Origin of the sequence: Pseudomonas grimontii (assembly GCF_007858185.1) — a bacterium.
GTDB classification, from domain to species: domain Bacteria; phylum Pseudomonadota; class Gammaproteobacteria; order Pseudomonadales; family Pseudomonadaceae; genus Aquipseudomonas; species Aquipseudomonas grimontii.
In genome coordinates, this window is sequence record NZ_VFES01000003.1 from 232,336 (window position 1) to 258,579 (window position 26,244).

Annotated in this window: 27 protein-coding genes; 11 read left to right on the forward strand and 16 right to left on the reverse strand. The window is 62.1% G+C overall.

Annotation, left to right across the window (positions count from 1 at the left end; genetic code table 11):
* Positions 1–9 precede the first annotated feature (9 nt).
* Positions 10–1,773, reverse strand: a complete 1,764-nt coding sequence (locus FIV39_RS07640) for a cation:proton antiporter (RefSeq protein WP_053127534.1) — start codon at positions 1,771–1,773, stop codon at positions 10–12.
* A 291-nt stretch (positions 1,774–2,064) separates the two neighbouring features.
* On the opposite strand from FIV39_RS07640, the gene FIV39_RS07645 reads away from it, so the two are divergent.
* A complete protein-coding gene (locus FIV39_RS07645) occupies positions 2,065–2,550 on the forward strand; it encodes an acyl-CoA thioesterase (protein ID WP_003177014.1) in 486 nt (161 codons plus the stop codon).
* Between the two features lie 71 nt (positions 2,551–2,621).
* On the opposite strand, the gene pdxY is transcribed toward FIV39_RS07645, so the two are convergent.
* Positions 2,622–3,494, reverse strand: a complete 873-nt coding sequence (pdxY, locus tag FIV39_RS07650) for a pyridoxal kinase PdxY (protein WP_090401365.1) — start codon at positions 3,492–3,494, stop codon at positions 2,622–2,624.
* A 117-nt stretch (positions 3,495–3,611) separates the two neighbouring features.
* Here pdxY and FIV39_RS07655 point away from each other — a divergent pair, with 117 nt between their 5' ends.
* A complete protein-coding gene (locus FIV39_RS07655; protein WP_090401364.1) occupies positions 3,612–4,007 on the forward strand; it encodes a DUF3301 domain-containing protein in 396 nt (131 codons plus the stop codon).
* Here FIV39_RS07655 and FIV39_RS07660 read toward each other — a convergent pair.
* Genes FIV39_RS07660 through dksA form a run of 4 tightly spaced genes read right to left on the reverse strand, consistent with a single transcriptional unit; the run spans position 4,001 to position 7,289 of the window.
* Positions 4,001–4,963, reverse strand: a complete 963-nt coding sequence (locus tag FIV39_RS07660; RefSeq protein WP_090401363.1) for a CobW family GTP-binding protein — start codon at positions 4,961–4,963, stop codon at positions 4,001–4,003. The genes FIV39_RS07655 and FIV39_RS07660 overlap by 7 nt on opposite strands.
* A gap of 44 nt (positions 4,964–5,007) precedes the next feature.
* Positions 5,008–5,652: a DUF1826 domain-containing protein gene (locus FIV39_RS07665; protein WP_090401362.1), complete on the reverse strand. Its 645-nt coding sequence runs from the start codon at positions 5,650–5,652 to the stop codon at positions 5,008–5,010.
* Positions 5,652–6,857 (reverse strand): zinc metallochaperone GTPase ZigA, encoded by a 1,206-nt coding sequence (gene zigA, locus FIV39_RS07670; RefSeq protein ID WP_090401361.1) that lies wholly within the window; start codon positions 6,855–6,857, stop codon positions 5,652–5,654. The genes FIV39_RS07665 and zigA overlap by 1 nt, the downstream gene beginning before the upstream one ends.
* Before the next feature lie 27 nt (positions 6,858–6,884).
* Positions 6,885–7,289, reverse strand: coding sequence for an RNA polymerase-binding protein DksA (gene dksA, locus FIV39_RS07675; protein WP_090401360.1), 405 nt, complete (start codon positions 7,287–7,289; stop codon positions 6,885–6,887).
* 126 nt (positions 7,290–7,415) lie between these two features.
* Between dksA and FIV39_RS07680 the strand changes: the two genes are divergently transcribed.
* A complete protein-coding gene (locus FIV39_RS07680; protein WP_090401359.1) occupies positions 7,416–7,784 on the forward strand; it encodes a glutamine synthetase in 369 nt (122 codons plus the stop codon).
* Here the strand turns inward: FIV39_RS07680 and FIV39_RS07685 are convergent.
* A complete protein-coding gene (locus tag FIV39_RS07685) occupies positions 7,781–8,992 on the reverse strand; it encodes an N-acetylmuramoyl-L-alanine amidase (protein WP_090401358.1) in 1,212 nt (403 codons plus the stop codon). The two genes, FIV39_RS07680 and FIV39_RS07685, sit on opposite strands and share 4 nt — an antisense overlap.
* A gap of 128 nt (positions 8,993–9,120) precedes the next feature.
* Here FIV39_RS07685 and folE2 point away from each other — a divergent pair, with 128 nt between their 5' ends.
* Genes folE2 through FIV39_RS07720 form a run of 7 tightly spaced genes read left to right on the forward strand, consistent with a single transcriptional unit; the run spans position 9,121 to position 14,740 of the window.
* The gene (gene folE2, locus FIV39_RS07690) at positions 9,121–10,011 is read left to right on the forward strand and encodes a GTP cyclohydrolase FolE2 (RefSeq protein ID WP_090401357.1); all 891 of its coding nucleotides are present in this window, start codon (positions 9,121–9,123) and stop codon (positions 10,009–10,011) included.
* Positions 10,008–10,676, forward strand: a complete 669-nt coding sequence (locus tag FIV39_RS07695) for a metal ABC transporter ATP-binding protein (protein ID WP_090401356.1) — start codon at positions 10,008–10,010, stop codon at positions 10,674–10,676. The genes folE2 and FIV39_RS07695 overlap by 4 nt, the downstream gene beginning before the upstream one ends.
* A complete protein-coding gene (locus FIV39_RS07700; RefSeq protein ID WP_090401355.1) occupies positions 10,676–11,542 on the forward strand; it encodes a metal ABC transporter permease in 867 nt (288 codons plus the stop codon). Before FIV39_RS07695 ends, FIV39_RS07700 begins: the two co-directional genes overlap by 1 nt.
* An 11-nt stretch (positions 11,543–11,553) precedes the next feature.
* Positions 11,554–12,432 carry a metal ABC transporter substrate-binding protein gene (locus tag FIV39_RS07705; RefSeq protein WP_090401354.1) on the forward strand — a complete coding sequence of 293 codons (879 nt, stop codon included), beginning with the start codon at positions 11,554–11,556 and terminating at the stop codon, positions 12,430–12,432.
* Positions 12,429–12,842, forward strand: a complete 414-nt coding sequence (gene hisI, locus FIV39_RS07710) for a phosphoribosyl-AMP cyclohydrolase (RefSeq protein WP_090401353.1) — start codon at positions 12,429–12,431, stop codon at positions 12,840–12,842. Before FIV39_RS07705 ends, hisI begins: the two co-directional genes overlap by 4 nt.
* Positions 12,839–13,399 (forward strand): gamma carbonic anhydrase family protein, encoded by a 561-nt coding sequence (locus FIV39_RS07715; protein ID WP_090401352.1) that lies wholly within the window; start codon positions 12,839–12,841, stop codon positions 13,397–13,399. Before hisI ends, FIV39_RS07715 begins: the two co-directional genes overlap by 4 nt.
* 3 nt (positions 13,400–13,402) lie before the next feature.
* Positions 13,403–14,740 (forward strand): dihydroorotase, encoded by a 1,338-nt coding sequence (locus FIV39_RS07720; protein ID WP_090401351.1) that lies wholly within the window; start codon positions 13,403–13,405, stop codon positions 14,738–14,740.
* A 25-nt stretch (positions 14,741–14,765) separates the two neighbouring features.
* Here FIV39_RS07720 and FIV39_RS07725 read toward each other — a convergent pair whose 3' ends face one another.
* On the reverse strand, positions 14,766–15,287 hold the full coding sequence (locus FIV39_RS07725; protein WP_090401350.1) for a DUF3617 domain-containing protein: 522 nt from the start codon (positions 15,285–15,287) through the stop codon (positions 14,766–14,768).
* 130 nt (positions 15,288–15,417) lie between these two features.
* Between FIV39_RS07725 and cls the strand changes: the two genes are divergently transcribed.
* Positions 15,418–16,857, forward strand: coding sequence for a cardiolipin synthase (gene cls / locus FIV39_RS07730; RefSeq protein ID WP_090401349.1), 1,440 nt, complete (start codon positions 15,418–15,420; stop codon positions 16,855–16,857).
* A 138-nt stretch (positions 16,858–16,995) separates the two neighbouring features.
* Here cls and cfaB read toward each other — a convergent pair whose 3' ends face one another.
* The 8 genes from cfaB to hflK (FIV39_RS07770) all read right to left on the reverse strand — a co-directional run bounded on the left by cfaB (position 16,996) and on the right by hflK (FIV39_RS07770) (position 26,144).
* Positions 16,996–18,180, reverse strand: coding sequence for a C17 cyclopropane fatty acid synthase CfaB (gene cfaB, locus FIV39_RS07735; protein ID WP_090401348.1), 1,185 nt, complete (start codon positions 18,178–18,180; stop codon positions 16,996–16,998).
* 86 nt (positions 18,181–18,266) lie between these two features.
* Positions 18,267–19,055, reverse strand: coding sequence for an HvfC/BufC N-terminal domain-containing protein (locus FIV39_RS07740; RefSeq protein ID WP_090401347.1), 789 nt, complete (start codon positions 19,053–19,055; stop codon positions 18,267–18,269).
* Positions 19,046–19,891 (reverse strand): MNIO family bufferin maturase, encoded by an 846-nt coding sequence (bufB, locus tag FIV39_RS07745; protein WP_090401346.1) that lies wholly within the window; start codon positions 19,889–19,891, stop codon positions 19,046–19,048. Before bufB ends, FIV39_RS07740 begins: the two co-directional genes overlap by 10 nt.
* 66 nt (positions 19,892–19,957) lie before the next feature.
* Entirely contained in the window at positions 19,958–20,209 is a 252-nt protein-coding gene (bufA2, locus tag FIV39_RS07750) for a BufA2 family periplasmic bufferin-type metallophore (protein WP_090401345.1), read from the reverse strand.
* Positions 20,210–20,326: 117 nt separating this feature from the next.
* Entirely contained in the window at positions 20,327–22,213 is a 1,887-nt protein-coding gene (locus FIV39_RS07755; protein WP_090401344.1) for a cation-translocating P-type ATPase, read from the reverse strand.
* Entirely contained in the window at positions 22,210–23,244 is a 1,035-nt protein-coding gene (gene hflK, locus FIV39_RS07760) for a protease modulator HflK (RefSeq protein ID WP_090401343.1), read from the reverse strand. Before hflK (FIV39_RS07760) ends, FIV39_RS07755 begins: the two co-directional genes overlap by 4 nt.
* The gene (gene hflC / locus FIV39_RS07765; protein WP_167361144.1) at positions 23,241–24,230 is read right to left on the reverse strand and encodes a protease modulator HflC; all 990 of its coding nucleotides are present in this window, start codon (positions 24,228–24,230) and stop codon (positions 23,241–23,243) included. The genes hflK (FIV39_RS07760) and hflC overlap by 4 nt, the downstream gene beginning before the upstream one ends.
* A 9-nt stretch (positions 24,231–24,239) precedes the next feature.
* Positions 24,240–26,144, reverse strand: a complete 1,905-nt coding sequence (gene hflK / locus FIV39_RS07770; protein ID WP_090401341.1) for a protease modulator HflK — start codon at positions 26,142–26,144, stop codon at positions 24,240–24,242.
* Between the last annotated feature and the right edge of the window lie 100 nt (positions 26,145–26,244).

Genomic DNA, 26,244 nt, shown 5'->3' on the forward strand with positions numbered 1-26,244 from the left:
CAGCCCCCATCAGTGCTCCGGCGTATCCTTGTGGTTATCCAGCGTCTCCAGCAAGGCGACCTGCATCCGCGTATGCACGCGGATGAACCATCGCCAGAGCACGGCCGCCACCGCCGCCGTGACCACGGCAATCAATACCAGCAACTTGTTGGTCGGCAGAATACTGGCCGACAAGGCTGCCAACAGCACAAAGATCACCAGCAGCGACAAAATCGGGATCAGCTCCGCAATCACCCGTCGCACACGCTGGGTATGTCGCCCGGCCATCTCCGGTTTCACGCTCATCTCCGCCAGCAACATCGACAGCGCCTTGAGCTTGCGGTACGCCGCAATCAGGAACGGCAGCGACAACAGCAATGCCCCACCCCAGATCAACGCCTTCTGCCAGCTTGGATCACTGATCCAACCTTCCAGATACCCACCAATGCGCACCGCGAAAAAGCTTCCGGCGAAGAAAATCGCGATCACCAGGGCCAGGTTCACGCCCACCTGCAGGATGATCTTGCGGATCATCGACGCCAGCATTGCGCCCTCGCCTTGCGGCTGAATACTGCGCAACCATTCGCCGTACATGCCAAACACCCGGCTCATACGCTTGGGCATCACGGCGGCGATCTTCAATGACAAGGGGTCGGCGCCGCGAATCAGGTACGGCGTGAGCAACGTGGTAATCGCCGAAACGGCCACCGCCACCGGGTACAGGAAGTCGCTGGTGACCTGCAAGGTCATGCCCAGCGCGGCGATAATGAAGGAAAACTCGCCAATTTGTGACAGCCCCATGCCTACGCGCAGTGAGGTACGGCCGTCATTGCCGGCGATAAAGGCACCCAGGCCGCAGGACAGCATCTTGCCCAGCACCACGGCCACGGTGATCACCGCGATCGGCCAGGCGTATTGCAGGAGGATCTGCGGGTCGATCATCAAGCCGATCGCCACAAAGAAGATTGCGCTGAACATGTCGCGAACCGGTTCGATCAGGCGCTCGATCTTCACCAATTGCCGGGACTCGGCCATGATCGCGCCGATCAGAAACGCCCCCAGCACCATGCTGTACTCCAGCTTGACCACCAGCAGGCAGAAACCGAAACACAGGCCCAGTACGGTGATCAGCAGCATTTCATTGCTTTCGAACTTGGCCACGTAGGCCAACAGGCGCGGCACCAGCAAAATACCGATGACCAACGCAACAATCATGAACAGCGAGAGCTTGCCGACCGTGGAGAACACCTCGCCGGAACTCACCGTACCGCTGACGGCGATGCTCGAGAGCAAGGCGATGATGCCGATGCCGAGGATGTCTTCCACAATCAGCACGCCAAAAATCAGTTGGGCGAAGCGCTGGTTTTTCATCTTCAGGTCATTGAGCGCTTTCACAATGATGGTGGTGGAGGAAATCGCCAGGATCGCGCCGAGGAACAGCGAGTCCATGGTGTTCCAGTCGAACCAGCGGCCAATCTCGTAGCCGATCCAGATCATCAGGATGATTTCCAGGAAGGCCGCGATAAACGCCGTGGCCCCCACCTTGAACAGCTTGCGCAGGCTGAACTCCAGGCCCAGGCAGAACATCAGGAAGATGACCCCCAGCTCGGCGAGGGTCTTGATGGTGTCTTCGTCATGGATCAGGCCGAACGGCGGTGTATGCGGGCCAATGATGAAGCCGGCGACGATGTACCCCAGCACCACGGGTTGCTTGAGGCGGTGAAACAGGACGGTGACCACCCCTGCCACCAGCATGATCACGGCCAAGTCCTGGATAAAGCTGATGGCGTGCATGGCGAGGGGCTCCTTGAGGGTACTGGCGCTTTTCCCACTTCCGCACGCGCCTTTGAAAAATCGCAAAGTGCGGAAGGAAAAGTCTGCCTTGATCGTAAGAAATGCCCTGAGATGGGCTTTTGAAGGTTAACACCGCGACTTCCGCCGGAAAGCCGGTGCAATATATGGAAACAGATCGGTGAACGCGTGACGGCAAGCCGTCCACCGGCGTCCCGTAAGGGATGGCGCTGCAAAGATTCCAGCACCCGCAGAGGTGCCCCCCAACCAATGCCTACAACCCGTGAGTGTGCTATGGAACCCGGAAACGCCCAGCTGTCGATGACGGTATTGATGACCCCTGACATGGCCAACTTCTCAGGCAATGTCCACGGCGGCACCTTGCTCAAGTACCTCGACGAAGTGGCCTACGCCTGCGCGAGCCGTTATGCCGGTCGCTATGTGGTGACGCTGTCGGTGGATCAGGTGATTTTTCGCGAGCCGATCCATGTCGGCGAGCTGGTGACATTCCTTGCATCGGTCAACTACACCGGCAATACGTCGATGGAAGTGGGCATCAAGGTGGTGACCGAGAACATCCGCGAGCGCTCGGTACGGCATACCAACAGCTGCTTCTTCACCATGGTGGCCGTGGATGACCAGCGTAAACCCGCCGCCGTACCGCCGCTGCAACCGCACAACAGTGAAGACAAGCGCCGGTTCGTGCAGGCCCAGCAGCGCCGGCAGATCCGTCAGGAGCTCGAGAAGCGCTACCAGGAAATCAAGGCTGACGCGCTGTAAGTCCGGGACTGTAAACCCAATCAAAATGTGGGAGGGGGAGCAAGCCCTCTCCCACATTGGGTTTTGCGTACTTACAGGCCGATCGGCGTCGCCTCAAAACGTACGCGAGGATGGGCGATGCGGTCCTGGGCACGAACCAGTTCCAGCTCGTAGCTGGCACAGGCCTGGGTTTCCAGCAGCACTTCGTGCACCGCCGCTGCCGTGAACTCAAAAGCCGCCAGCAGGCTGTCGCCCAACAACACCCGCGCCAGGAACAGCCCTGACGTCAGGTCGCCCACGCCCACCGGTTGGCGCGGGAACGCCAGCAGCGGCCGACGCAGGTGCCAGCTGCCCTCGGCGCTTACCAGCAGCATCTCGAAACCTTCCGGCAACTTTCCCGGGTAATCCAGGTGCTTGACCAGTACCGCCTTCGGGCCACGCGCCAGCAACGCCTTGGCCATGCCCAGGCAATCGAACAGCGATTGCGGCTTGCGCCCGGCAAAGCTGTCCAGTTCCAGCTGGTTGGGGCACAGGAAGTCGGCCATCGCCGCGGCCTCATCCAGCAGGAAATCGCTGACTTCCTGCGGCACGATGCAGCCCTTTTCCGGATGGCCCATCACCGGGTCGCACAGGTACAGGGCCTTGGGATTGATGGCCTTGATGCGCGCCACACCGGTAAGAATCGCGCGGCCCTGATCCGCACTGCCCAGGTAGCCAGACAGGATCGCATCGCAGTTGCCCAGCTCGCCGATGGCGGCAATGCCTTCCACCAGCGCAGGAATCTGCTGCGGCGCCAACACTTCGCCCGCCCACTGGCCATACTGCGTATGGTTGGAGAACTGCACCGTGTTCAGCGGCCAGACATTCACCCCGACCCGCTGCATGGGGAACACGGCGGCGCTGTTTCCGGCGTGGCCAAAGACCACATGAGACTGGATCGCAAGCAGATGAGGTGTGCGTTTCATGCAGGGGATTTCCGTAAAGCCATTGAAATTCTGGCCGCGCAGTATGCGACTAAACGCAGCCTGTACGACAGGCCGACGACACAGTTAAGCTGCTCTCACTTTGTTGGAGTTTTTCGCATGCTGACCCTGGGAAACATCTTCGTGTTGATGCTGCTGGCGACCGGCGCCGCCTGGGTATGGCACAACCACGGCCTGCGAGAACGGGCGCTGGCGCGGGTCAAGCAGCATTGTGCCAAGCTCGATATCGAATTGCTCGACGGCGCCGTGGCGTTGAAGCGCATCGGTTTTGTGAAGGATGCCAACGGTCGGCGGCGTCTGGCGCGCATCTACAATTTCGAGTTCACCGTCACGGGCGAGACCCGTCACAGCGGAACCATCACCCAATTCGGCGCCCACAGCGCGCACATCGAACTGGCGCCCTACCCGTTCGAAGCCAAGGAGGCGCCGCCCAGCGCCAATGTGATCGAGCTGAGCCAGTGGCGCCAGGACCACGCGACCAAGAACCGTCAGTAACGGTAGGCGGCCAGTGCGGCCTGCAACGCGGCCACGTCCTGTGGTGCACTGAAAATCAATTCGATACGTGAGTCGCGACGCCATTCGCTGGGTTGCCAGGCAAGCGGGCTGTTATCCACAGCGTTGGCCGAGAGCCACCCATCACGGCTGTGGATAACCAGTTTGGCGCGGCGCCACTCAAGCGATGTCAGCCACCGGTGCAGACGCTCGGTATCGAATTGCTGGCTCGGGTGCCAGCGCCAACCGATACTCCAACCGCCCTCCTGGGCCTGGCTCAGGCAGATCGGCAATGCTGGATCGCTCCAGATAGCCGGCAATTGGGCCAGCCCGGTGGGCACCACGAAGTTATCCACAGCGGCTTCAGCCTGCGCATTCAAGCCAGGCAGTCTGCCAAGCGGCACATGCGCCTGGCGCGTCCAATAAATGTCGCGGTCGGGTAGCTGTCGCTCGATAGCCTCGCGTTGCGCAGCATCCAGCCCCTCATCCTTGTTCAACACCAACAACCCGGCACTCACCAGGGCCTGCTGCTGCGCGGGCGGCAAGGGTTTGCCCACTGCCAGCGCCTGGGCATCCAGCACCAGCACACAGGGCTGAACTGCCAGCACCTGCTGCCATGGCGCTTCGCGCAACTGCTTGAGCAACTGCGCAGGATGGCCCAGGCCCGAGGGTTCGATAAACAACCGATCCGGCTTGGCCTTACGCAACAACCGGCCCAGGCCTACCTGGAACGGTGCGCCATTCACACAGCAGAGGCAGCCACCGGCGACTTCACCGAGGGCAATGCCGTCGTCATCCAGGGTCAGCAGTGCAGCGTCCAGGCCAATCTGGCCGAACTCGTTGATCAACACCGCCCAGCGCTCGTTGGCCGGGCGTTGGGCGAGCAGGTGCTTGATCAGGCTGGTCTTGCCGGCGCCCAAGGGCCCGGCAATCACGTGGGTGGGAATGTTCTGTAGCATGAGTGCCATCGTTCAGACCGTGTAGAGCGTTTGATCCTACGCGGTTACGCGAGCCAATCCAGCGTCAGAATCAATCGACGCTCATCCGCTTTCAGCGCGGGGGAGCGATGGATCAGGCCGTGGCCTTCGTTGCCATGCCACTTGGTGCCTTTGAGCAGGGCCACTTCACCGCACTGGATCTGTTCGATGCGCTCGCTCGGTTCGGCATCCGGTTGGCTGAGCTTACGGCGGTCCATCACCCCTTCGCGCAACCACTGGCTGCCGATGCCGGCGTAGGTGGTGATCAGCCGCACCGGCACATGGTCAACGTGAAAACGCGGGCACATGGCTTTATCCAGCAACCGCAGGCGCACACCGATGCGCTTGGCGCCGAGCAAGCACGCAAAGGCGCTGACCAGCCACGACACATCGGCGATAAAACCTTCGTAGCCTTCAAGATCGCGGCAGCTGGACGCCAGACCGAGCAAGTTCGGCTCGGCGTTTTCGCTGTTGAGTTCAATCACCAGGGACTCGGCCAACGGCTCATTGAGCGCCACCAGCAGGGTGCCGAACTCGGCGATATGCAGCGGCAATTGGCGCTGCCACAATGCCAGGTTCACGCCGTCTTCGAGAATATCGGACAGCGCCAGCGGAGTTTCACCACGGGTCTGGCGAATCACGGGGCGCAAGGGCATCAGCGGTGCCAGCATCAGGCGGCCTCTTCATACCAAGGACCAAACGGATCAGCCAGCAGGCGCCAACCTTCGACGCCCAGGGCCATTTCTTCATCGGTGAGCAAGCACGCGTCCAATTCAGCACGCATCTGCGCGAAGTCGATGTTTTGCCCGATAAACACCAGTTCCTGCCGGCAGTCGCCGGTACTGAGTTGCCAGTTACCCATGATTGCGGCGACGCTTTCTTCGTCTTGGGGCCATTGGCTTTTCGGTACAAAGCGCCACCAGCGTCCGGCAAACCCGTGGCGCATCAAGCCACCGGCCTGGGACCAACTGCCCGCATCCTGATGCTTGCTGGCCAGCCAGAAAAAGCCCTTGGAACGCAGCAATTTACCGTTGACCCAAGGCCGGTCGATAAAGTCGTAGAAGCGTTGCGGATGGAAGGGCCGGCGTGCGCGATAAGCGGTGGAGGCGATGCCGTATTCTTCGGTTTCCGGCACATGTTCACCACGCAACTCCTGCAACCAGCCCGGCGCTTGCGCGGCACGCTCGAAGTCGAAGCGGCCAGTGTTGAGGATCTTGTGCAGCGGCACTTCGCCCATGACCATCGGGATGATTTCCGCCTGGGCGTTGAGGCGTTCAAGGATCGCCATCAACTCTTCGCGCTCACAGCTGCTGATCAGGTCGATCTTGCTGATCAGGATCACGTCGGCGAATTCGATCTGCTCGATCAACAGATCGGTGATCGAGCGTTCGTCTTCCTCACCGAGGGTTTCGCCCCGTGAGGCGAGGCTTTCGGCGGCCTGGTAGTCGAGCAGGAAGTTCATGCCGTCGACCACCGTGACCATGGTGTCCAGGCGCGCGATGTCGGCCAGGCTTTGCTCGTTTTCATCACGGAAGGTGAAGGTTTCAGCCACCGGCAACGGCTCGGAAATACCGGTGGATTCAATCAGCAGGTAATCGAAGCGACCTTCCTTGGCGAGTTTTCCGACTTCCTCGAGCAAGTCTTCACGCAAAGTGCAGCAGATGCAGCCGTTGCTCATCTCCACCAGTTTTTCTTCGGAGCGGTTGAGGGTGACGTCACGCTGCACCTCGCTGCCGTCGATGTTGATTTCGCTCATGTCGTTGACGATCACCGCCACCCGCAGGTTTTCGCGGTTGCGCAGGACGTAGTTGAGCAGCGTGCTTTTACCGGCGCCGAGAAAGCCGGACAACACGGTAACGGGGAGACGATTGGGCATCAGGTAATCCTCATCAGGGTTGGCCGGTCAAATCGCCCGTTTATGGCGTTCGCGCAGCTCTTCACGTTCTTTGGCTTCGATACACAGGGTGGCGGTGGGGCGCAGCAACAGGCGTTGCAGGCCGATGGGCTCACCGGTTTCGCGGCACCAGCCGTATTCGCCACGGGCGAGCAGTTCGAGGGCGTCGTCGATCTTGTCGAGCAGCTTCTTTTCCCGCTCCAGCAGGCGCAGTTGCCACTGGCGTTGTTCTTCGGCGCTGCCTACATCGGCCGGGTCGCTGTTGGGTTCCTGCTCGCGCAGCACCAGGAATTCGCCCTCGATACGCACCTGTAGTTCATTGCGCTGGGTCAGCAGCAGTTCGCGGAAAAAGCCCTGCTGGGCTTCATTCATGTAGTCGGCGGGCGGTTGGGCCAGCAGGTCTTGTTCGGTCATCGGGTGCGGTTCACGGGTCAGGCTGTGATTCAATGTTATAGTATAACAATGCAAATAAGCCAATCCCCCTTGCTCGTTGCGACGAAGGGCGCAATGCTTGAACACTTCCCAGCCCCGAGAACCCTTATGAAATACCTGGTGTGCGCCCTGTTACTGGCAGCGGCAGGGCCAGCCTGCGCCCAAGCTCCAAGCTTGCTGGCCAATTGCACGCGCAGCGCCAACCTGTTGGCCTGTGTGGATCCGCTGGGCAATGCCTACAGCGTGGCGACGGTAGGCACCATCACGTATTTGCGCGGTTTCGAGGTGGTCGGCAAACGCTATTGGGCGCAAACCAACAGCCGCTATGGGCAATTGACGTTCTTTACCGGATTGGCATCGGACGGTGAGGCATGGGTCGGCTACACGCGGCGCGTGGGCTGGACCACCATCAACCGGTTTTCCAGCTCCGGTGGCGCCACCGCCAAGTTCACGTGCAGTCGAATGACCGGCTGCTAGACCTGAGCGTTCTCCTGTTCCTGAACCCAGGCCATGTAGCTGTTCATCGGCGGGTTCTTCTGGAAGTATTTTTTCAGGCCTTCGAACAAGCCGTCCGCAACCGCTTGTTGATGGCGCGCCGTCACCAGGCGCTGGGCGTCCTGGGCATTGGAGATAAAGCCGGTCTCGACCAGGATCGACGGCACGTCCGGCGACTTGAGCACCGCGAACCCCGCCTGTTCCACACGTTTCTGATGCAGGCTGGTGATGTTTTGCAGGCTGCCCAGCACCGAGCTGCCCAGTTGCAGGCTGGAAGCGATGGTGGCATTCATCGACATATCGAGAATCACCCCGGCCAGCATCGGATCCTTATCCTTGAGATTGAGTAACGTGGTGGCACCCAGCAAATCCGCACCGTTTTCGCGCTGGGCCATAAAGCGCGCCGTGGCCGAGGTTGCGCCGCCCTCCGACAGCGCATACACCGAGGCGCCCGAGGCCGTGAGCCGTGGCGCGGCATCGGCATGCACCGAGATGAACATATCGGCCTTGTGCTGACGGGCGATGTCCACACGCTTGCGCAAGGGCACAAAGAAGTCATCGTTGCGCACCAGCTTCACGTCAAAACCCTTCTCGCGTTTCAAGCGCTTGGCCAGCAGTTGGGCGATCGACAGCACCACATCTTTTTCGCGCTGCCCCTTGGACCCGACAGCACCGGGGTCTTTGCCGCCGTGGCCGGGGTCGACCACCACAATGATGTCGCGCTTGGGGTGCGCCTTGTCCACCGGGGCCACCAAGGGCACGGCTTCAGCAGCAATTTGACGCGGTGCATGGGTGGCGCTGGTCAGGTCCAGCACCAGGCGATGCCCCTGCCCGTCCTGAGGCGGTAATACAAAGCTGTTGAGCTGCATCGGCGCGGCCAGGTCGAGCACGATGCGCGTATCCGCCTTGCCGAAATGCCCCGAGCGAATCGAGGTGATCCCGCTGTTCTTCAGCTCAAGTTGAGAAAAGTCGCCACTGAGGCCTGCGCCGCTCAGGTCGATGATCAGGCGTTCCGGGGCGGTCAGCGAGAACGTCTTGTATTGCACGGGGCCGCTAAGGTCGAACACCAGGCGCAGCTTGTCGTCCGAGCGCCACAGGCGCGCATTGCGGATCTGGGTCGCGTGGGCCGCGAACGGCAAAGCAAACAAAGGGCTGGCCAGGAGCAGGTTGAGGAGCTGACGTCTGTGCATGACAAATACCGCGAATAAAGGAGCGTCCGTACTCGACATGACTGAAAAAAGGCCGGGGCAGAAAATTCATCGTCGACTCTATTGTTATACTATAACATGTCGAATTATTTCCAACGATGGACCTGCTTATGAATGCGCTGACTCTGCCGGATATTGCCGCGCAGGCTTCACGCCAAGCCTTGCCTCTCGACTGGGTGGGCATGTGCGGTATTGCCCTGCCGATCCTCATCGATGGCCAGCGCCTGACCGCCACCGCCGATGCCGGCGTCAGCCTGGACGACGGCACCGCCCGTGGCATTCATATGTCACGCCTGTACCTGGCGCTGGAGATGCTCGACCAGCAGCCCGTTACACCTGCAGTTCTGCGCAATGTACTGCAGCGGTTTCTCGACAGTCATGAAGATTTATCTAAGAACGCCTACCTGCGTCTGCACACGAATTTACTGCTGAAACGCCCCGCGCTGGTCAGCCCACTGGCCGGCTGGAAAGGCTACCCGGTGAGCATTGAGGCGCGCCTGGAAAACCAGATGTTCCACGTGGAACTAAAAATTGACGTTACGTATTCCTCAACCTGCCCCTGCTCCGCCGCCCTCGCCAGGCAGTTGATTCAGCAGCAATTTATCCAAGACTTCGGTAACACGCCGTTGCAGCATGAAGACGTGCTGACCTGGCTCGGCAGCGCCAACGGTATCGTCGCCACACCTCACAGCCAGCGCAGCAGCGCGCAGTTGCACGTGCACCTGCAAGGCGAGCATCTGGCACTGACGGACTTGATCAACGCTGCCGAAGCCGCCCTCGGCACCGCCGTACAAACCGCCGTAAAACGCGCGGACGAACAAGCCTTCGCCCTGGCCAACGGGCAGAACCTGATGTTCTGCGAAGACGCCGCCCGCCGCCTTAACCTCGCTTTGAAACGCTCGGATGCCGTCAAAGCCTTCCACCTCAAAGTGATCCACGCCGAAAGCCTGCACGCGCACGATGCCGTGGCTGAAAGCCGCTGGACGAGAAACCCTTCATGATCAGCTGCACCGCTTTGCGCTGGGGCGCCCCCGGCCAACCGCTCACTCCCGCCGTGGATTTCACCCTGGAAACAGGCAGCCTCACCGGTGTGATTGGCCCCAACGGCTGCGGCAAAAGCAGCCTGCTCAAAGTCATCGCCGGCCTGCAAAAACCGTTGTCAGGCAAAGTCACCGTGGATGTACCGCGTCGTGGCGGCCTGTCGTTCCTGCCCCAGCAACAGCACCTTGACCGTCAGTTTCCCATCAGCCTGCAAGAACTGGTCGCCGCCGGTTTCTGGGGCGCGCGGCTCACCCCGCCACAACGCAGCGAGCGCCTGCAAAAGGTGCTGGAAGACTGGTGCCTCAGCGGCCTGGAACAGCGCCCGTTGATGGCGTTGTCTGGCGGCCAACTACAACGTGCATTGCTCGCTCGCATGAGCCTTGCCGAGTCGCCAGTGTTATTGCTTGACGAGCCCCATGCCGCTCTGGACGAAGAAGGCCAAGCGCTGTGCTGGAGCCATATCCACGCCTGGCATGCCGAAGGCCGGACGTTGGTGGTGGTGTGCCATGACCTCGCCTCCGTTCGCCACCACACCCAGCAAGTGGTGCAGATCAAAAGCAGTGGCTGTGTGTTCGGCCCCAGCAAAGAGTTGATCCGCCCACAGCCGCACATGCAGGTGGCGTGATGCACTTCGCCGCCCACCTGTGGATGCCCTTCCTCGACTTCGTCTTCATGCGTCGCGCCCTGATCGGCGGGCTGGTGCTCGCCTGCAGCACCGCTCCGCTCGGCGTATTTCTGATCCTGCGCCGCATGAGCCTGATCGGTGACGCCGTCGCCCACGGCATATTGCCCGGCGCCGCACTGGGCTTCTGGTTCGCCGGACTCAGCCTGCCCGCACTGACCATCGGCGGCCTGGGCGCCGGCCTGAGCATGGCCGGCCTGTCGGCGTGGATTACCCGCCGCACCGGCCTGCGCGAAGACGCCAGCCTGGCGGCCATCTACCCCATCTCCCTCGCCGCCGGCGTGTTGATCCTGGGCCTGGCCGGCAAGCGCCTGGACCTGCTGCACCTGCTGTTCGGCTCAGCCCTGGCCGTCGACGAAACCACCCTGACCGGCATGCTCTGGGTCTCCGGGTTCAGCCTGATCGCCATGATGCTGATCTACAAACCGCTGCTGCTGGACACCCTCGACCCGCTGTTCCTGCAAACCGTCAGCCGCCTTGGCCCGCTGGCCCACGGCCTGTTCCTGACCCTGGTGGTACTGAACCTGGTGATCGGCTTCCAAGCCATCGGCGCCTTGATGGTGGTGGGTTTGATGATGTTGCCGGCCATCGCTTCACGCTTCTGGAGCCGGCGCCTGCCGGTGTTGATCGCAGTATCGGCGGTGCTGGGATGCCTGTCGGTGTGGTTGGGTTTGTTGCTGTCGTTCTACTTCTCGCTGCCCAGCGGCCCGGCGATTGTGCTGGTGGCTGGCGGCGGGTACCTGCTGTCCGTGGTCTTCGGTCCGGTGCACGGCTTGCTGCGCCGCCCGCCTTTGCTTACATCCCAATGAGGTGTTTCCCGATGCGCGCTCTACTCGTGCTGTTCAGTCTGCTGCTGCCGCTGTCGATGGCCCAGGCCGCCGACAAACTCCAAGTGGTTACCAGTTTCAGTATTCTCGATGACATCACCCACCAGATCGGTGGCGATCACATCCAGATCAGCAACATGGTCGGCCCCGACGCCGACGCCCATACCTACGAGCCAACCCCGGACGACGCCAAGGCGCTGCTCAAGGCCAAGGTGATCATCAAGAATGGCCTGGGCTTTGAGCCGTGGCTGGACCGCCTGGTCACCAGCACCGAAACCAAGGCCACGGTGGTCACCGCCAGCAAAGGTGTGATCTCCCACACCATGGAGGAAGACGGCGAAACCATTCCCGACCCGCACGCCTGGCACAACCTGGCCAACGCCGAAATCTATGTGAACAACATCACCAAGGCGCTGGTGGCTGCCGACCCGGCCAACAAGGCCGACTACCTGCGTAACAGCCAAGCCTACCTGAAAGAAATCTACCGCCTGCTGGCCGAAGCCAAGACCAAATTCGGCGCGCTGCCGCCGGGTAACCGTCGCATCGTTACCTCCCATGACGCCTTCGGCTACCTGGGCCAGGCCTATGGCATCCAGTTCCTGGCGCCTCAAGGCCTGTCCACCGAACGTGAACCTTCGGCCGCCGAAGTCGCCGCGCTGATCACCCAGATCCGCAAAGACAAGGTCAAGGCCGTGTTCATGGAAAACATCAAGGACTCGCGCCTGCTCAAGCAGATCGCCGATGAAAGCGGCGCGCAGATTGGCGGCACGCTGTACTCCGACGCCCTGGCTGCAGAAGGCCCGGCCAGCACCTTCATCGGGCTGTTCGAGTACAACCTCAATACGCTGTGTGCGGCGTTGAGCAAGCCATGACCCTGAGCATGCTCGAACTGGAAGGGGCTGCCGTCGGCAGCCGCTTTCCCCTCGCAGCGGTGCTCGACGCCCTGCCGTGGAACAGCGACGGCCTGATCGCCGCCATCGCCCAGCAACACGGCAGCGGCGAAGTGTTGATGCTGGCCTGGATGAATCGCCAGGCCCTCAACGAAACGCTGGCCACCGGGCAGGTCTGCTACTGGTCACGCTCGCGCCGGCAGCTGTGGCGCAAGGGTGAAAACTCCGGCCATTGGCAACAGCTGGTGGAAGCACGCCTGGATTGTGACGGTGACGCGGTACTGCTGATCGTCGACCAGCAAGGCCCGGCCTGCCACACCGGCCGCCCCACCTGTTTCTATAACGCCATCGACGGCGCCTACGTTCACGTCATTACGGAGCCAGTTGCATGATCCGCAAGAACCCTTCCGGCGATCTGCCGGTGATTGCCGAATCGGCCTACATCGACAAGACCGCGATCATCTGCGGCAAGGTCATCATCGGCGAGAACGTGTTTGTCGGCCCCTACGCCGTGATCCGCGCCGACGAAGTCGACGCCAGCGGCGCCATGGACCCGATCACCATCGGCGCCAACTCCAATATCCAGGACGGCGTGGTCATTCACTCCAAATCCGGCGCGGCGGTGACGATAGGAGAATTTACATCCATCGCGCATCGCTCCATCGTCCACGGTCCCTGCACCGTCGGCGACCGCGTGTTTATCGGTTTCAACAGTGTGCTGTTCAATTGCGCCGTCGGCGATGGGTGCGTGGTGCGCCATAACTCGGTGGTCGACGGCCGGGATTTGCCCGTCGCCTTCTACGTGCCCTCCACCACACGTATCGGACCGAATACCGACTTGTCGCAATTCCCACCGGTGAGTGTCAGCGCCTCGGAGTTTTCCGAAGACGTGGCACGTACCAACGTCGACCTGGTGCGCGGTTACAAAGCCCTGCAAAACGAGTTCTAAGCCATGAGTCGCCTGCTGATCCGCAATGCCCGACTGGTGAACGAGGGCCAGGAATTCGACGCCGACGTGCTGGTCGCCAATGGCCGTATCGAAAAGATCGCCAGCAGTATCGAGGGGAACGCCGCGCCGGTGGCCATCGACGCCCAAGGCCAGTGGCTGCTGCCGGGCATGATTGACGATCAGGTGCATTTTCGTGATCCGGGCGCGCCGGACAAGGGCAGCTTCTACAGCGAGTCCCGCGCAGCCGTGGCCGGCGGCATCACCAGTGTCATGGATATGCCAAACACCAACCCGGCCACACTGAACCTGGAAGCCCTCGCCGATAAAAAGCGCCGCGCGGCCCTGCACTCGGTGGCCAACTATGGCTTTCACTTCGGGGTCAGCAACGACAACCTCGACACCGTCGCCGCCCTCGACCCGCGTGAAGTGGCCGGAGTCAAAGTGTTCATGGGCGCCTCTACCGGCAACATGCTGGTGGACGATCCACGCATCCTGGAACGGCTGTTTGCCGAAGTGCCGACCATTCTGCTGGCCCACTGCGAACACACGCCGAGCATCCAAGCCAACGAACAACGCATGCGCGAGCGCTTTGGCGACAAGATCCCCGCCGTCGCCCACCCGCTGATCCGCGATGCCGAAGCCTGCTATCGCTCATCCTCCTTCGCCGTGGAATTGGCCAAGCGTCACGGTACACGCCTGCATGTGCTGCACCTGACCAGCGCTCGCGAGCTGGAATTGTTCGAAGACAAACCGCTGGCGCAAAAACGCATTACCGCTGAAGTCTGCGTGCATCACCTGCTGTTCGACGACCACGACTATCACCGCCTTGGCCACCAGATCAAATGCAACCCGGCGATCAAGACCTGCGCCGATCGCGACGCCCTGCGCGTGGCCTTGCTGAGTGATCGTCTGGATGTGATTGGCACTGACCATGCACCGCATACCTGGGCGCAAAAACAGTTGGAGTATCGTGAGGCGCCCTCGGGTTTGCCCTTGGTACAACACGCGCTGCCGGCGCTGTTGGAGTTGGTGGCCGATGGGCTGCTGCCCCTGACCACCCTGGTGGCCAAGACCAGCCACCGTGTCGCCGACCTGTTTGCCATCCCCGACCGGGGTTATCTACGCGAAGGGTATTGGGCCGACCTGGTGCTGATCAAACCTGAGCCCGAGGGAAAGCCGGTCAGGGATGAAACGGTTCTTGCCCGCTGCGGCTGGACGCCGTTCGCCGAACGTCGCTTTCGCCACAGTGTGAGCACTACCCTGGTCTGCGGCCACCTGGCCTGGCACAACGGCCAGGTGGTCGACAGCTGCCAGGGTTTACCCCTGCATTTCCTAAGGTAGGCGCGAGCTTGCTCGCTCCTACACGTTAAGCGCGAGGCTTGACCGTACCGCAATCGGTGCCCAGCCATTGGGCGTGAGTGTTCAGGCTGCCCTTCTGCTGAACGCCGGTAGCATTGAAGGTGCCGTTGACGGCGGTGGTGAATTCCTTCTGGCTCTGGAAGGTAGCGACGCCGGTACCCTGGGCTTTCGGACAGCTGAAACGGAATTTCCACTGGTTGCCGGTCTTGTCGGTCACTTCCTGTTTGCAGCCCGATTGCGGATCGGTCAGGGGGATCGAATCAGAGGCGACTTGTGCCGGGGTGAGGCACACCTGCACGCCTTTTCCGGCCATGGTGATGCCTTGTTTCTCCAGCATGGCGCGCTGTTCGGGGGTCATCTGTTGCTTGAGCTGACCGAGGATCAGCGACAGGTCCGGCAGGTCCTGGTTGTCGACTTTCATGTTGCTGGTGGTCAATTCCCACAAGCCCGGCGCCAGCATCTGCGCCTGCGCTGCCACCGGCAACGACAAACCAACAACCATGGCCAAACCAAGCAGACGAGCATTCATCGGGTAACTCCTGGGCAATTGTGGGCGTTAGACGCCGCAAAAGTGCCAGTGTTGCACGGCAAATAAAATAGCGACATTCGCAGCCGTTCATGGTCTGTTAGGCATTGGATTGCCTGGAGTACCGTCGTCCATGGATTTCTTTGGCCCGCACCTGCTCGCCTACTTCATCGCCACGCTGCACTTTCTCGGGACTCTCGCCGCGATCCACGCGGTGCTGACCGTCAGGACCGCCCAAGGCTCAATCGCCTGGGCCCTGTCGCTGATGTTCATGCCCTATCTCACCCTGATCCCTTACCTGATTTTTGGCCGCAGCACCTTCGATGCGTATATCCAGGCGCGTCGCCAGGCCAACCAGGAAATGCACACCGCCATCACCGAGCTGAACTGGCGTCCCTGGGTCGAAGAAGCCCTCGCCGCACGCAACTCCAGCGCCTACGCCTCGTTGCGCGCCATGCCCAAACTGGGCCGCATGCCGTGCCTGGCGAACAATGAAGTGCACCTGCTGATCAATGGCGAGGCCACCTTCAGTGCGATCTTCGAGGCCATCCGCAACGCACAAACCGCCGTGCTGTTTCAGTTCTTCATCATTCATGACGATGAACTCGGCCGTCAGTTGCAGAGCCTGTTGAAGGAAAAGGTCGCTCAAGGCGTGGGCATCTACGTACTGTATGACCGCATCGGCAGCCATGCCCTGCCCTATCGCTACGTGCAATCGCTGCGCGACGCAGGGGTGCAGGTCAAGGCATTCGCCACCCGCAGCGGTTGGCTCAATCGTTTCCAGGTCAACTTCCGTAACCATCGCAAAATCGTGGTGGTGGACGGTATCACCGGGTTCGTCGGCGGGCACAACGTGGGCGATGAATACCTGGGCAAAAAACCACCGCTGGCGCCATGGCGCGATACCCATGTGCAGGTCACAGGCCCGGTGGTGGCATGTTTGCAGGAGTCGTTCGCCGAAGACTGGTTCTGGGCGGCACGGGAACTGCCGCCGCTGATCCTGCCGGACGCCTATCCCGAAGACGGCGTGCTCTGCCAACTGCTCGCCAGCGGCCCGGCCGATCCGTATGAAACCTGTTCGCTGTTTTTTGTCGAGGCCATCCACGCGGCAACCGAGCGCGTGTGGATCACCAGCCCGTATTTCATCCCCGACGAAGCGGTGTTCGCCGCCCTGCGCCTGGCGGTCCTGCGGGGAGTGGACGTGCGTCTGCTGCTGCCATCGCGGCCCGACCACCGCATCGTGTACGCCGCGTCCAGCCTGTATGCGATCGAGGCAGTGCGCGCCGGTGTACGGGTGTTCCGCTACACGCCGGGGTTTCTGCATCAGAAAGTGGTGTTGGTGGACAGCGAGATCAGCGCCATCGGCAGTGCAAACATGGACAACCGCTCGTTCCGGTTGAATTTCGAAGTGATGCTGCTGACGGTCGACGAAGCGTTCGCCAAGCAGGTGGAACTGATGCTGCTGGACGACTTCGCGCAGGCCCATGAAGTCAGCCAGGAAGAAAGCCGCGAGACCCGCCGCCTGCAACAAGTGGGGATGCGGGTGGCGCGCTTGATCTCACCAATCCTTTAACCAGATAACACAAAACAAAATGTGGGAGGGGGCTTGCCCCCGATTGCAGAGTGTCAGTCGCAACATACATGACTGATACACCGCCATCGGGGGCAAGCCCCCTCCCACACTCGATCTCACGCGTATCCAGAAACGCATTCAGCGATAGATGTCTTCCCGCGTCCACGGCAGTTCATGGCTGCCATCCGCGTGAGGTTTGACCGCGAGGATCTGGTGCAGATTGATCCAGCCCCGGGCAAACGCATAGGCACACCCGGCCAGGTACAAACGCCAGATGCGCAACGCTTGCTCCGGCACCAGCTTCGCCGCCGCTTCCAGGTTGTCTTCCAGGCGTTCGCTCCAATGATCCAGGGTGCGCGCGTAATGCAGGCGCAGGCTTTCGACGTCGACCACTTCCAGCCCCACTTCACTGATTTCGGCGGTCATCATCGCCAGGTGCGGCAGCTCGCCGTTGGGGAATACATACCGCTCGATAAACTCCCCAGCGCCACGGCCCACAGGCCGGCCGTCGGTGTGCTTGGCGGTAATGCCATGGTTCATCACCAGGCCGCCTTCGCGCACGGCACCAAACAGGGTCTTGCAGTATTGCGCCAGGTTGGCGTGGCCGACGTGTTCGAACATGCCCACACTCACCACTTTGTCGAAACGACCATCCTGGGGCAGATCGCGGTAGTCGAGTAATTGCAGGTCGATCTGGTCTTCCAGTCCCTCGGCTTTCACCCGCTCCTTGGCCAACGCCAGCTGTTCCTTGCTCAGGGTGATACCAAACACTTTCACCCCGAATTCCCGCGCCGCGAAACGTGCCAGCCCGCCCCAGCCACAGCCTACGTCGAGCAAATACTCCCCAGGCTGCAAGCGCAACTTGCGGCACAGGTGGCGGAATTTGTCTTGCTGAGCCTGGTCGATGGATTCGCTGCCGGTTTCGAAATAACCGCAGGAGTACGCCATGTCCTGGTCCAGCCACAGCTGGTAGAACGCGTTGGACAGGTCGTAGTGGTAGGAAATGGCCGCCGCGTCGGTGGCCTTGTCGTGGATTGAGCGCACCGGCAGACTCCTGCCGTCGTCCTCGATCAGGGCATGACTCAGTTCGTCACACACCCGAATCACTTCGGAGATGGAGCCTTCCAGCTCCAGTTTGCCCTCGACGAAGGCTTCACCCAACGAGTCGAGCGTGGGATGGGTCAGTTGGGGCACGACCGTGGGGTCCTTCACCACGATGGTCACACTGGGCTCGGGGCCCAAGTTGAATTCATGGCCATCCCAGAGTCGAAGACGCAGCGGCAGCTGAAGATTCTGTAAGGCCGGTGGAAGTTGCGCGAGCATGAGTAGTCCCCCCTTGTTTCAGACGTCTGGAATGAGGGTAGACCATCCCAAGAAAAGTAGGAGGCTATTGATTTGATAGCGCTTTTCTATGGGGCTCGGCGTTGGAGCAAACCGTCCTGGATCCACTGTTTCAGCCATGTAACCGCTTGCAGTGGTGCACCCTCTCCATAAGTGACTGCCAGTTGCGCACACAGTTCTGCGAAGGTCCAACCGGTCGTCACCATGCCTGCCAACCCAAAGGCCTCGGCGGGCTCCAGGCTGCGGTAATGGCACACATTCTGATGGCGCCATACCAGGCAGATCTGTGCGAGGTCCAAGGTGTGGCTGTCGGGGAAATCCGCCCCATCCTTGCTCGCACGCCAGATGGCCACGGTGTTGAAGTGGCACAGTCGCTGCTGTACGGACGGTGTCAGGAAGACCTGCAAACCTGGCCAATCCTCGGGTGGCAGCACCGCCATATCATCCTGGGTCAGCGGCTCACCCTGCGGCGCATCGAACGCCAGGGTGAAGGCCCACTCCAACTGGGCCAGTTCAGCCAGCGGCGCACTTTGCTCGGCCACCAGGTGCTCGTGGATAAACGCCGGCAACCGCTCGCCCAACCAACGCAGGCTGTAGTGGGCGGAGGGATAACGACGCACGTAAGCCTGCGTCAGCAGCGCAAACTCCTCATCTCCCAGCCAATACAGGATGGCGCTGAAATCGTGACGCAACACCTCCTGCAGCCGTGCCAGATAAGCGTTGTGGTAGATCGCCAGGCCGGTGTCTACATCCAGCGTCGGCCCGCCCAATAAAGTGGCGGCAAAACCACTGTTGGCATCCGGCGTCTGCGCTAACACGTGTTGTTCAAAGGCCAATTGCCAGTCGGTCAGGCGCATAACGACCTCCGGGCCAAGGCTGCGGCGCCCAACTCCCGGGCCTTTTGCAGCTCGGTGAGCAGCTCTTCGAACGGCGGGAAATGGTCATCGCGCTCCAACAGCGTCGAGACCGGCCCCAAGTGCTCCAGGGTTTGTTGATACAGCGCCCACACCGGATCGCATACCGGGTGGTCGTGGGTATCGACCACGTAGTCGCCGTAATCCATATGCCCCGCCAGATGCAGCTGGCGGATGCTGTCGGGCGGTAGGTTGCGGATAAAGGTCCAGGCATCGAAGCCATGGTTGCGCGCACTGACGTACACATTGTTAACGTCCAGCAGCAACTGGCAGCCCGACAAGTGGGCCAGGGCATTGAGGAATTCCCATTCGGTGAATTCATCCGCCTTGGAGCGCACATAGCTGGAGACGTTTTCCAGCACCAGCGGGCGCTGCAACACATCCTGCACTTGGCGAACGCGAGCAGCCACGTGGTAGAGGCTTTCTTCGGTGTAAGGCAGGGGCAGCAGGTCATGCAACTGGTGCGCGCTGCCGCGGCTCCAACACAGGTGATCGGAAATCCACGCCGGCTGGATGCGTTCAGCGAGCTGCTTGATGTGTTTCAGGTAGTCCATATCGACGGGGTGGGGCCCGCCGATGGACAGGGACACACCGTGCATCACCAAGGGGTAACGCTCGGCTATCGCGTCCAGGTAGTACAAGGCTTTACCGCCCTGCACCAGATAGTTCTCGGAGATCACTTCGAACCAATCCACGGCCGGCGATTGTTCAAGGATCTGCTGGTAATACTCACTGCGTAAACCCAGGCCGTAACCCAGACTTGGAAGGGACGCGGACATGACTCACTCCTGGGCAAAGTGTCCGCAGCGGTGGGGGCTGCCGCTGCGGTTGCACTCGTTTGCCGGTTATTCGCCGACTTTGCCGCCCGCTGCGTCACAGGCGGCCTTGGTCATGGCCTTGAAGCCGTGGCCCTTGCAGACCGCCTGGCCTTTGCAGGCGTTTTCAGCGGTTTTGCAGTCGTTCATGCCTTTGCAGGAAGTCACACCGTAGCAATGCACTTGCGCATCTGCGGCCTGTACCTGGGTCGCAACACCAGCAAACAGAGTGGCAGCGGCCATCGCCAGGGCAGCACCAGCAGCAGCGGATTTAATCTTCATTCTCGTATTCCTCATGATCGGTAGTGGCATCGGTCTGAACGGATTGCTCAGTCTCGACACAGCACTAGAGTGAGGCCCCTTATCGGCGTTACAGCCGTGTGCAAATATTTCTGAAAATTAATCCTCAAGCTTCGACAGCGGCTCCTGAAACCGCAGCAAACGCCCGGCATTGCCCAATACCAGCAAGGTGCTCAGGTTATGCAGCACCGCCGCAATCATCGCCCCCGCAGCGCCCAACCAGCCAAAGGCGGCAAACACCACGATGGCTAAGGTCCAGCCCAGGCCGATGACCACGTTGACCTGCAACGTACGCCGGCACTGGCGACTCAAGCGCACACAGGTACCCAAGCGCCGCAGGTCGCTGCCGATCAACACCACATCCGCCGACGCCAGCGCGATGTCCGCCCCGCCCGCCCCCATGGCCACGCCGACCACCCCGGCCTTGAGCGCCAGGGAATCGTTGATCCCATCACCGACCACCATGGGCCGGAAGCCGCTGCCGATTTCCCCCAGCACGCGGTTGAGTTTGTCTTCCGGTAAAGCCTGGGCCTCGACATCACTGATGCCCACGTCCAGCGCCAGGCTGTCGGCCACGCTTTGGCGGTCGCCGGTCAGTAGCAGTTGGCGACCCAGGCCCAGGTCACGCAGTTCTTGCAGGGCTTGGCGCGCCTCCGGCTTGACGCTGTCGGCCAACAGCAGCCAAGCGAGGAATTGCCCGTTCAGCGCAAGCCCGGCAATCGGGCCGTCATGGTTCGGCACGGCGGTGGTGACAATACCCAATTGCTCGAACAACTCGGGACGGCCCAGCGCCGCTTCGCCCTGCTCGGTCTGTGCCACGACGCCCAGGCCCTGGCGCTCGCGAATATCCGTGAGCGCCAGCATTTGCGCCTGAGTCGCCAACCCCGCCAACGCACGGCTGACCGGGTGGCTACTGGCCGAACCGAGGCTGGCCGCAAGGTTGAGCAGCGCCTGGCGGTCGGTCGACGAGGTCTCGATGGACTGCAAACGCAGGGTGCCGAAGGTCAGGGTGCCGGTCTTGTCGACCACCAGCGAGGTCAGGTCCGCCAACTCTTCGAGGAACGCCGAGCTGCGAATCAGGATCCCATGCCGTGCCGCCACGGCGATCCCGGCAATCGCCGTCGCCGGTGCTGACAGCACCAGGGCGCACGGGCACGCCGCCACCAGCACCGCGAGCATCGCCTGGGCGTCATTGGTCACAAACCAGGTCACTGCCGCCAGCAGCAACACCAGCACCATATAGCTGCCCGCGTAACGCTCCAGCAGCCGCGTGATCGGCGGCTTGGAACGTTCGGCGTTCTGCATCAGCGCGATGACTTTGCCCAGGGTCGACTCATTGCCGGTACGCGTCACTTGCAGGCGCAACAGGCCATCGAGGTTGATCGCCCCGCCAAACACCTGCACACCCACACTGGCTTCCAACGGCACCGACTCGCCGGTGATCGGCGCCGTGTCCAGGCTTGCCTGGCCCGACAGCACCACGCCATCGGCGGGCACCCGATCACCAGCACGCACCTCGACGACATCGCCGGTGCTCAGCGTGCCGTTATCCACTTCGATGATGCTGCCGTCGGCCTGCACCCGCCGCGCATGGCTGCGGGTCAGTTTACCCAGGGCATGGATCGCCTCTTGGGAGCCGATCACGCTGCGCTCTTCCAATACGTGGCCGAAGATCATGATGATCGGCAGCAACGCGGCGGTCAGCAGATCGCCGGTAGCCCAGGCGCCGAGCATCGCCAGGGCAATCAGTTGATCGGTAATGCCATGCAGGCTGGGAAAACGCAGGCTGTACCAGGCCGAACGCATCACCGGCACTGCCACCAGCAACGAGGCCACACCGAGCAGCAACTGGCTCACGCCCGTCTGGTCCGGCGCCAGCCAGCGCCATACCAGGCCCAGCATCAGCAAGCCCAGGGCGAGCATCGCCAAGGTCAGTTGCCGGGCAGCGCTGCGCTGTTCGGCGGAGGTGAGCATGGGTGCGCTCATTGTTCGGCTCCCTGGATGATCAAGCGGGAGTCGTCTTTAGGATCGACCGTGGTCACAGAACCGGCCTGGCCGAGAATCTTCGGCATACGCTCGCGGTATAGGCGCAACAGCAAGCCCGGGTCCTTGACCTGGGCCAGGCTGGTGACCGTGGCGGTTTGCGCCTGGGCACTGGCCAGGCGTTCGCTGGCCTGGGCGTGGGCGACTTGCACCAGCCGGTCGGCCTGCTGGTTGGCGGTCTGGGTGAGTTTTTCCGCTTCGGTCCGGGCGTTTGCCACGGCTTTGTCGGCTTGTTGACTGGCGGTGAGTACGGCGTTGAATGCGTTCACCGCCGGGCCCGGCAGGCTCGATTGCACATCGACCCGCGTCACCTCGATGCCCAACCCCAGACCGGTGGCGGCCAACTCGGCCAGGCGTTTGTTGATGCCTTGCACCAAGTCACCCCGCAGCCGTTCGCGACGCTCGGCGGCACCGTTGTCGGTGCCGATCAATTCGGGGCGCGCCACCAGGATCGTGTCCAGATCGCGCGCCGCCGTCAGGGCCACGGCGCTGCGGGTCACCAGGCGATCCAGGGCGGGCAGCACATGCGCGCCCTGCAACACAAAGGCGTAGGGCTCGGTGACCTTGTAGAACACCCGCACATCCAGCTGCACCACTCCGGCATCGCCGGTCAGCAAATAGCCGGAGCCGGCCAGGGCATCGCTCAAGGGCGTGGCGAAACTGGCCACACGGTCCGCCTGCACCGCCGCGTCGGAACGCAACAGGTTCTCCACCCGACGCTCGATCACCCGGTCGGCCGCCGGCAACAACACCACCTGCTCGAACGGCTGCGGCCAGGCCAGCAGCAGCCCGGCATTCTGGATGCGGTCGAGGGCGCCGAAGTGCAGCACCACCGCGCGGTTCTGCGGGTCGATCTGCCGCACGTTGGAAAACGCCCACGCCAACGCCGCCAACACGGTCACCGCGTACAACGCCAGGAACGTCAGGCGCCCGGCCTGGATCCAGGGGCTGTCCGGGCTGTCACGCTCGGTCATGGCTGAACGTCCTTGGGTCCGTCCACCAACGCGCGAAAGGGCGCGGCGTCGGTGCGCAGGATGATTTTGGTGCCGGGGGTCACGACCGTGCCCAAGGTATCCAGGGAGCGCAGCAAGTTATACAGCTGCGGATTGCCGGCGTAGGCACGCCCATAAATCTGCGCGGCTTCGACCCGCGACTGGGCTTCGATGTCGGCGGCTTTCACCGTGGCATCGGCCTGCACGATGCGCGCATCACGCTCAGCCGCGGAGCGAATCTGCGCGGCCTCACGTTTGCCCACGGCCGTGCGTTCGGTGGCGATGGTTTCACGCTCGGCGCGCATGCGGTCGACGGTGGCGGTGAGGGTGACCGACGGCAACGTCAGGCGCTCGATCCCCACCTGCGCCACCCGCACGCCATAGGTGGTGAGCAATTGTTGATCAATCTGCTGGCGCAGCTGCGCCTCGAAATCGGCGATGCGCACCTGGCTGGCGTCGGTGTTGATCAAGCTGGACAAATCAAAGCTGGCCGCCGTGGTTTCCAGCGCCGAGCCGACGAAGGTGCGAATCTGCCGCGCCGCCTCATCCGGCTGGTTCTGCACGGCGCGCATAAAGCGCTGCACATTGTCGGCATCGCCCTGTACCTGCCACGCCACATAGGCCTGCACGATAATCCGCAGGCCGTCGCGCGTGCCCACATCCTGCAATCCGCTGGACGTAGTGCGCAGGCGCAAGTCCACCGGGATCGCCGCTTCGAACGGCGCCGGCCAGCGCCAGCCCAGGCCCGGTTCCAACAACACCCGCGACGGGTTGCCGAAGCGCGTGATCACCGTGGCTTCGCCGGAGCGCACCTGCACCAGGCTCGCCGCCGCCACCGCAAACAGCACCAGCAACACCGCCCAGGCCATGCGCCGCCAAGGGAAAGGACCCGCCGCCTGTTCATCACCGTGATGATGGTGATGGTGGCCGTGGTGGTGACCATGATCGTGAGAATGAGCGCTCAACAGACAGACTCCTTATTGAACGGTTTTACGCGGCAGCGAAGGGTCGGCCGGCAAAGTAAAAGAACGCAGATCAATCGTCGGTGCACCCTCGGCGCCCAGGCGGTGATCCAGAATAAGCAGCTTGGCGTGGGCCAGGCCCAGGCTGAGTTGGCCCAGGTACTGTTCCAGCACAAAGGCCCGGCCGGCCGCAGCGTAGGCCTTTTGTTCGGCGCTGAATCGCAGGTTGGCCGCTTGGGCACCGGCATTCACTTCGCGGGCAGTGGCCAAGGCCTGGTCGCGGGCGGTACTGGCTTGCAGCAAGGCCTGGTTGGTGTGTTCGCTGGCGGCGCCGCGCTCGCGGGCGATCAGGGCCTGGGCGCCGATCTGCGCGGCTTGCACACCGTGGTAGGCGTTGGCGGCGCCGGCTGGTGGGTGGATGGCTTCCACGACGGTGGCGAGGATTTCCACGCCGCTGTCGAGTTTCTGCAAGTCCGCCTGTACGGCGCGGCCGATTTCGTCGGCCAGGCGAGTGCGTTGTTCGCCGAGCAATTCGTCGAGGGTACGCGAGGCAAAATCGTGCACCAGGATGCGGCTGGCGGTGCTGCGGATCAGGGTCGGCACATCCGCACTGTTATAGGTGGCGGCGAGTGCGGCCTGGTCGGTAAGGCCGATGCGGTAAACGAAGCGCACATCCATGTTGACGATCTGGAAGCTCTGTTTATCGCCGCTGCTGCTGGCGATCACCTGGGATTTGTCATTCACATGGCTGGCGTCCCACAACCGATTGGCAATCAGCGGGGCCGGGCCTTCGGCAGGCGCCAACTCCGGTGCGGCAACGTCGCTGACGCTGGTGGCCAACTCGTGCACTACGCCGTTCTCGATGTTTAACACACGGCCCAAGGGCCACGGCAAGCCGGCATGCAGGCCAGGGCCGAACACCTGGATGGGTTTGCCAAAGCGCTCATAAATCCCACGGCCTTGCAGGGGCACTTCATGCACGCCGGTCAGCGCCCAGCCGACCGCCAACACCACCAGCAACACCGGCAAAAACGCCCGGCGCATGTAGGTAAACGCCCAGATCTGGCGCAGGTCGATGCCGAAGCGGTTGTGTAATTCGTGCTGTAGCGCCAGCAGTGGTTGTGGCGGCCAGCGCAGCAACCCGGCGATGAAGCTCTGCGCCATCAGGCGTGGTTCCAGGCGCGGCTGGCGCGGGCTGAACAGCGACAGCACGCCTCTTAATAGAAACTCCAGCGCCACTAAGGCCGGCAACAGCCCGACCAGCACCGCCAAGCGCAACGGCCAGACCGACTCGGCCCCGGCAAACAGCAGGCAAATCGCACTGACCACCAGGCAGGTAATCGCCACCCGGCTCAACTGCGCCAGTTGCGCGGCTTCCGGCCACTGGGCCGTGGTTTCCTGAGCCAGGCGCCGTTCGAACACCAGCAAGCCAAACGCCAGCGCCAACGCCAATGCAGCCCCCACACTGGCCGCTTGGCCGGCAGGCGCCGAGGGCAGAGTCAGGTTCCAGAATTCGATGATGCTGACCAGCGCCAGCAGCGACCAGCCGCCCAGCCACAATACGGGGGCGCCGATCTGCCGGGCAAAGCGCCCCACAAGGCGTGCGTAGCGGCCCGTTTCCTCCACCGTTAATTCTGCCGCCGGCTCCTCCAGCGCCTGGGCACGCCAATCGGCCACCCACCACGCCGACTGCAGCCCGGCCACCAGCACCAGCAGGGCCGATGCACAGTTGATCAACACCACCGGCCAGATCGACAAAGGTGCAAACAGCGCGACAAACAACGCCAACACCCAACCGACAACGGCCAGCACCGTCAGGCTGATACCGGCTTGCCGCAATCGACGGGCATGGAACAGCCCCTGCTGAAAACGCGGCAGGCCTTCAACCGAAGCGCCGTCCGCTTCTAGATCCACTTGCATCCCAACACGCCCGCTCGTACACAATTCGTTACGATATAACACGTGGCGTGAAATTTTTGTTCGTTAAACAGCGTTTTGAACATGGCAAAAATCTCTTGTG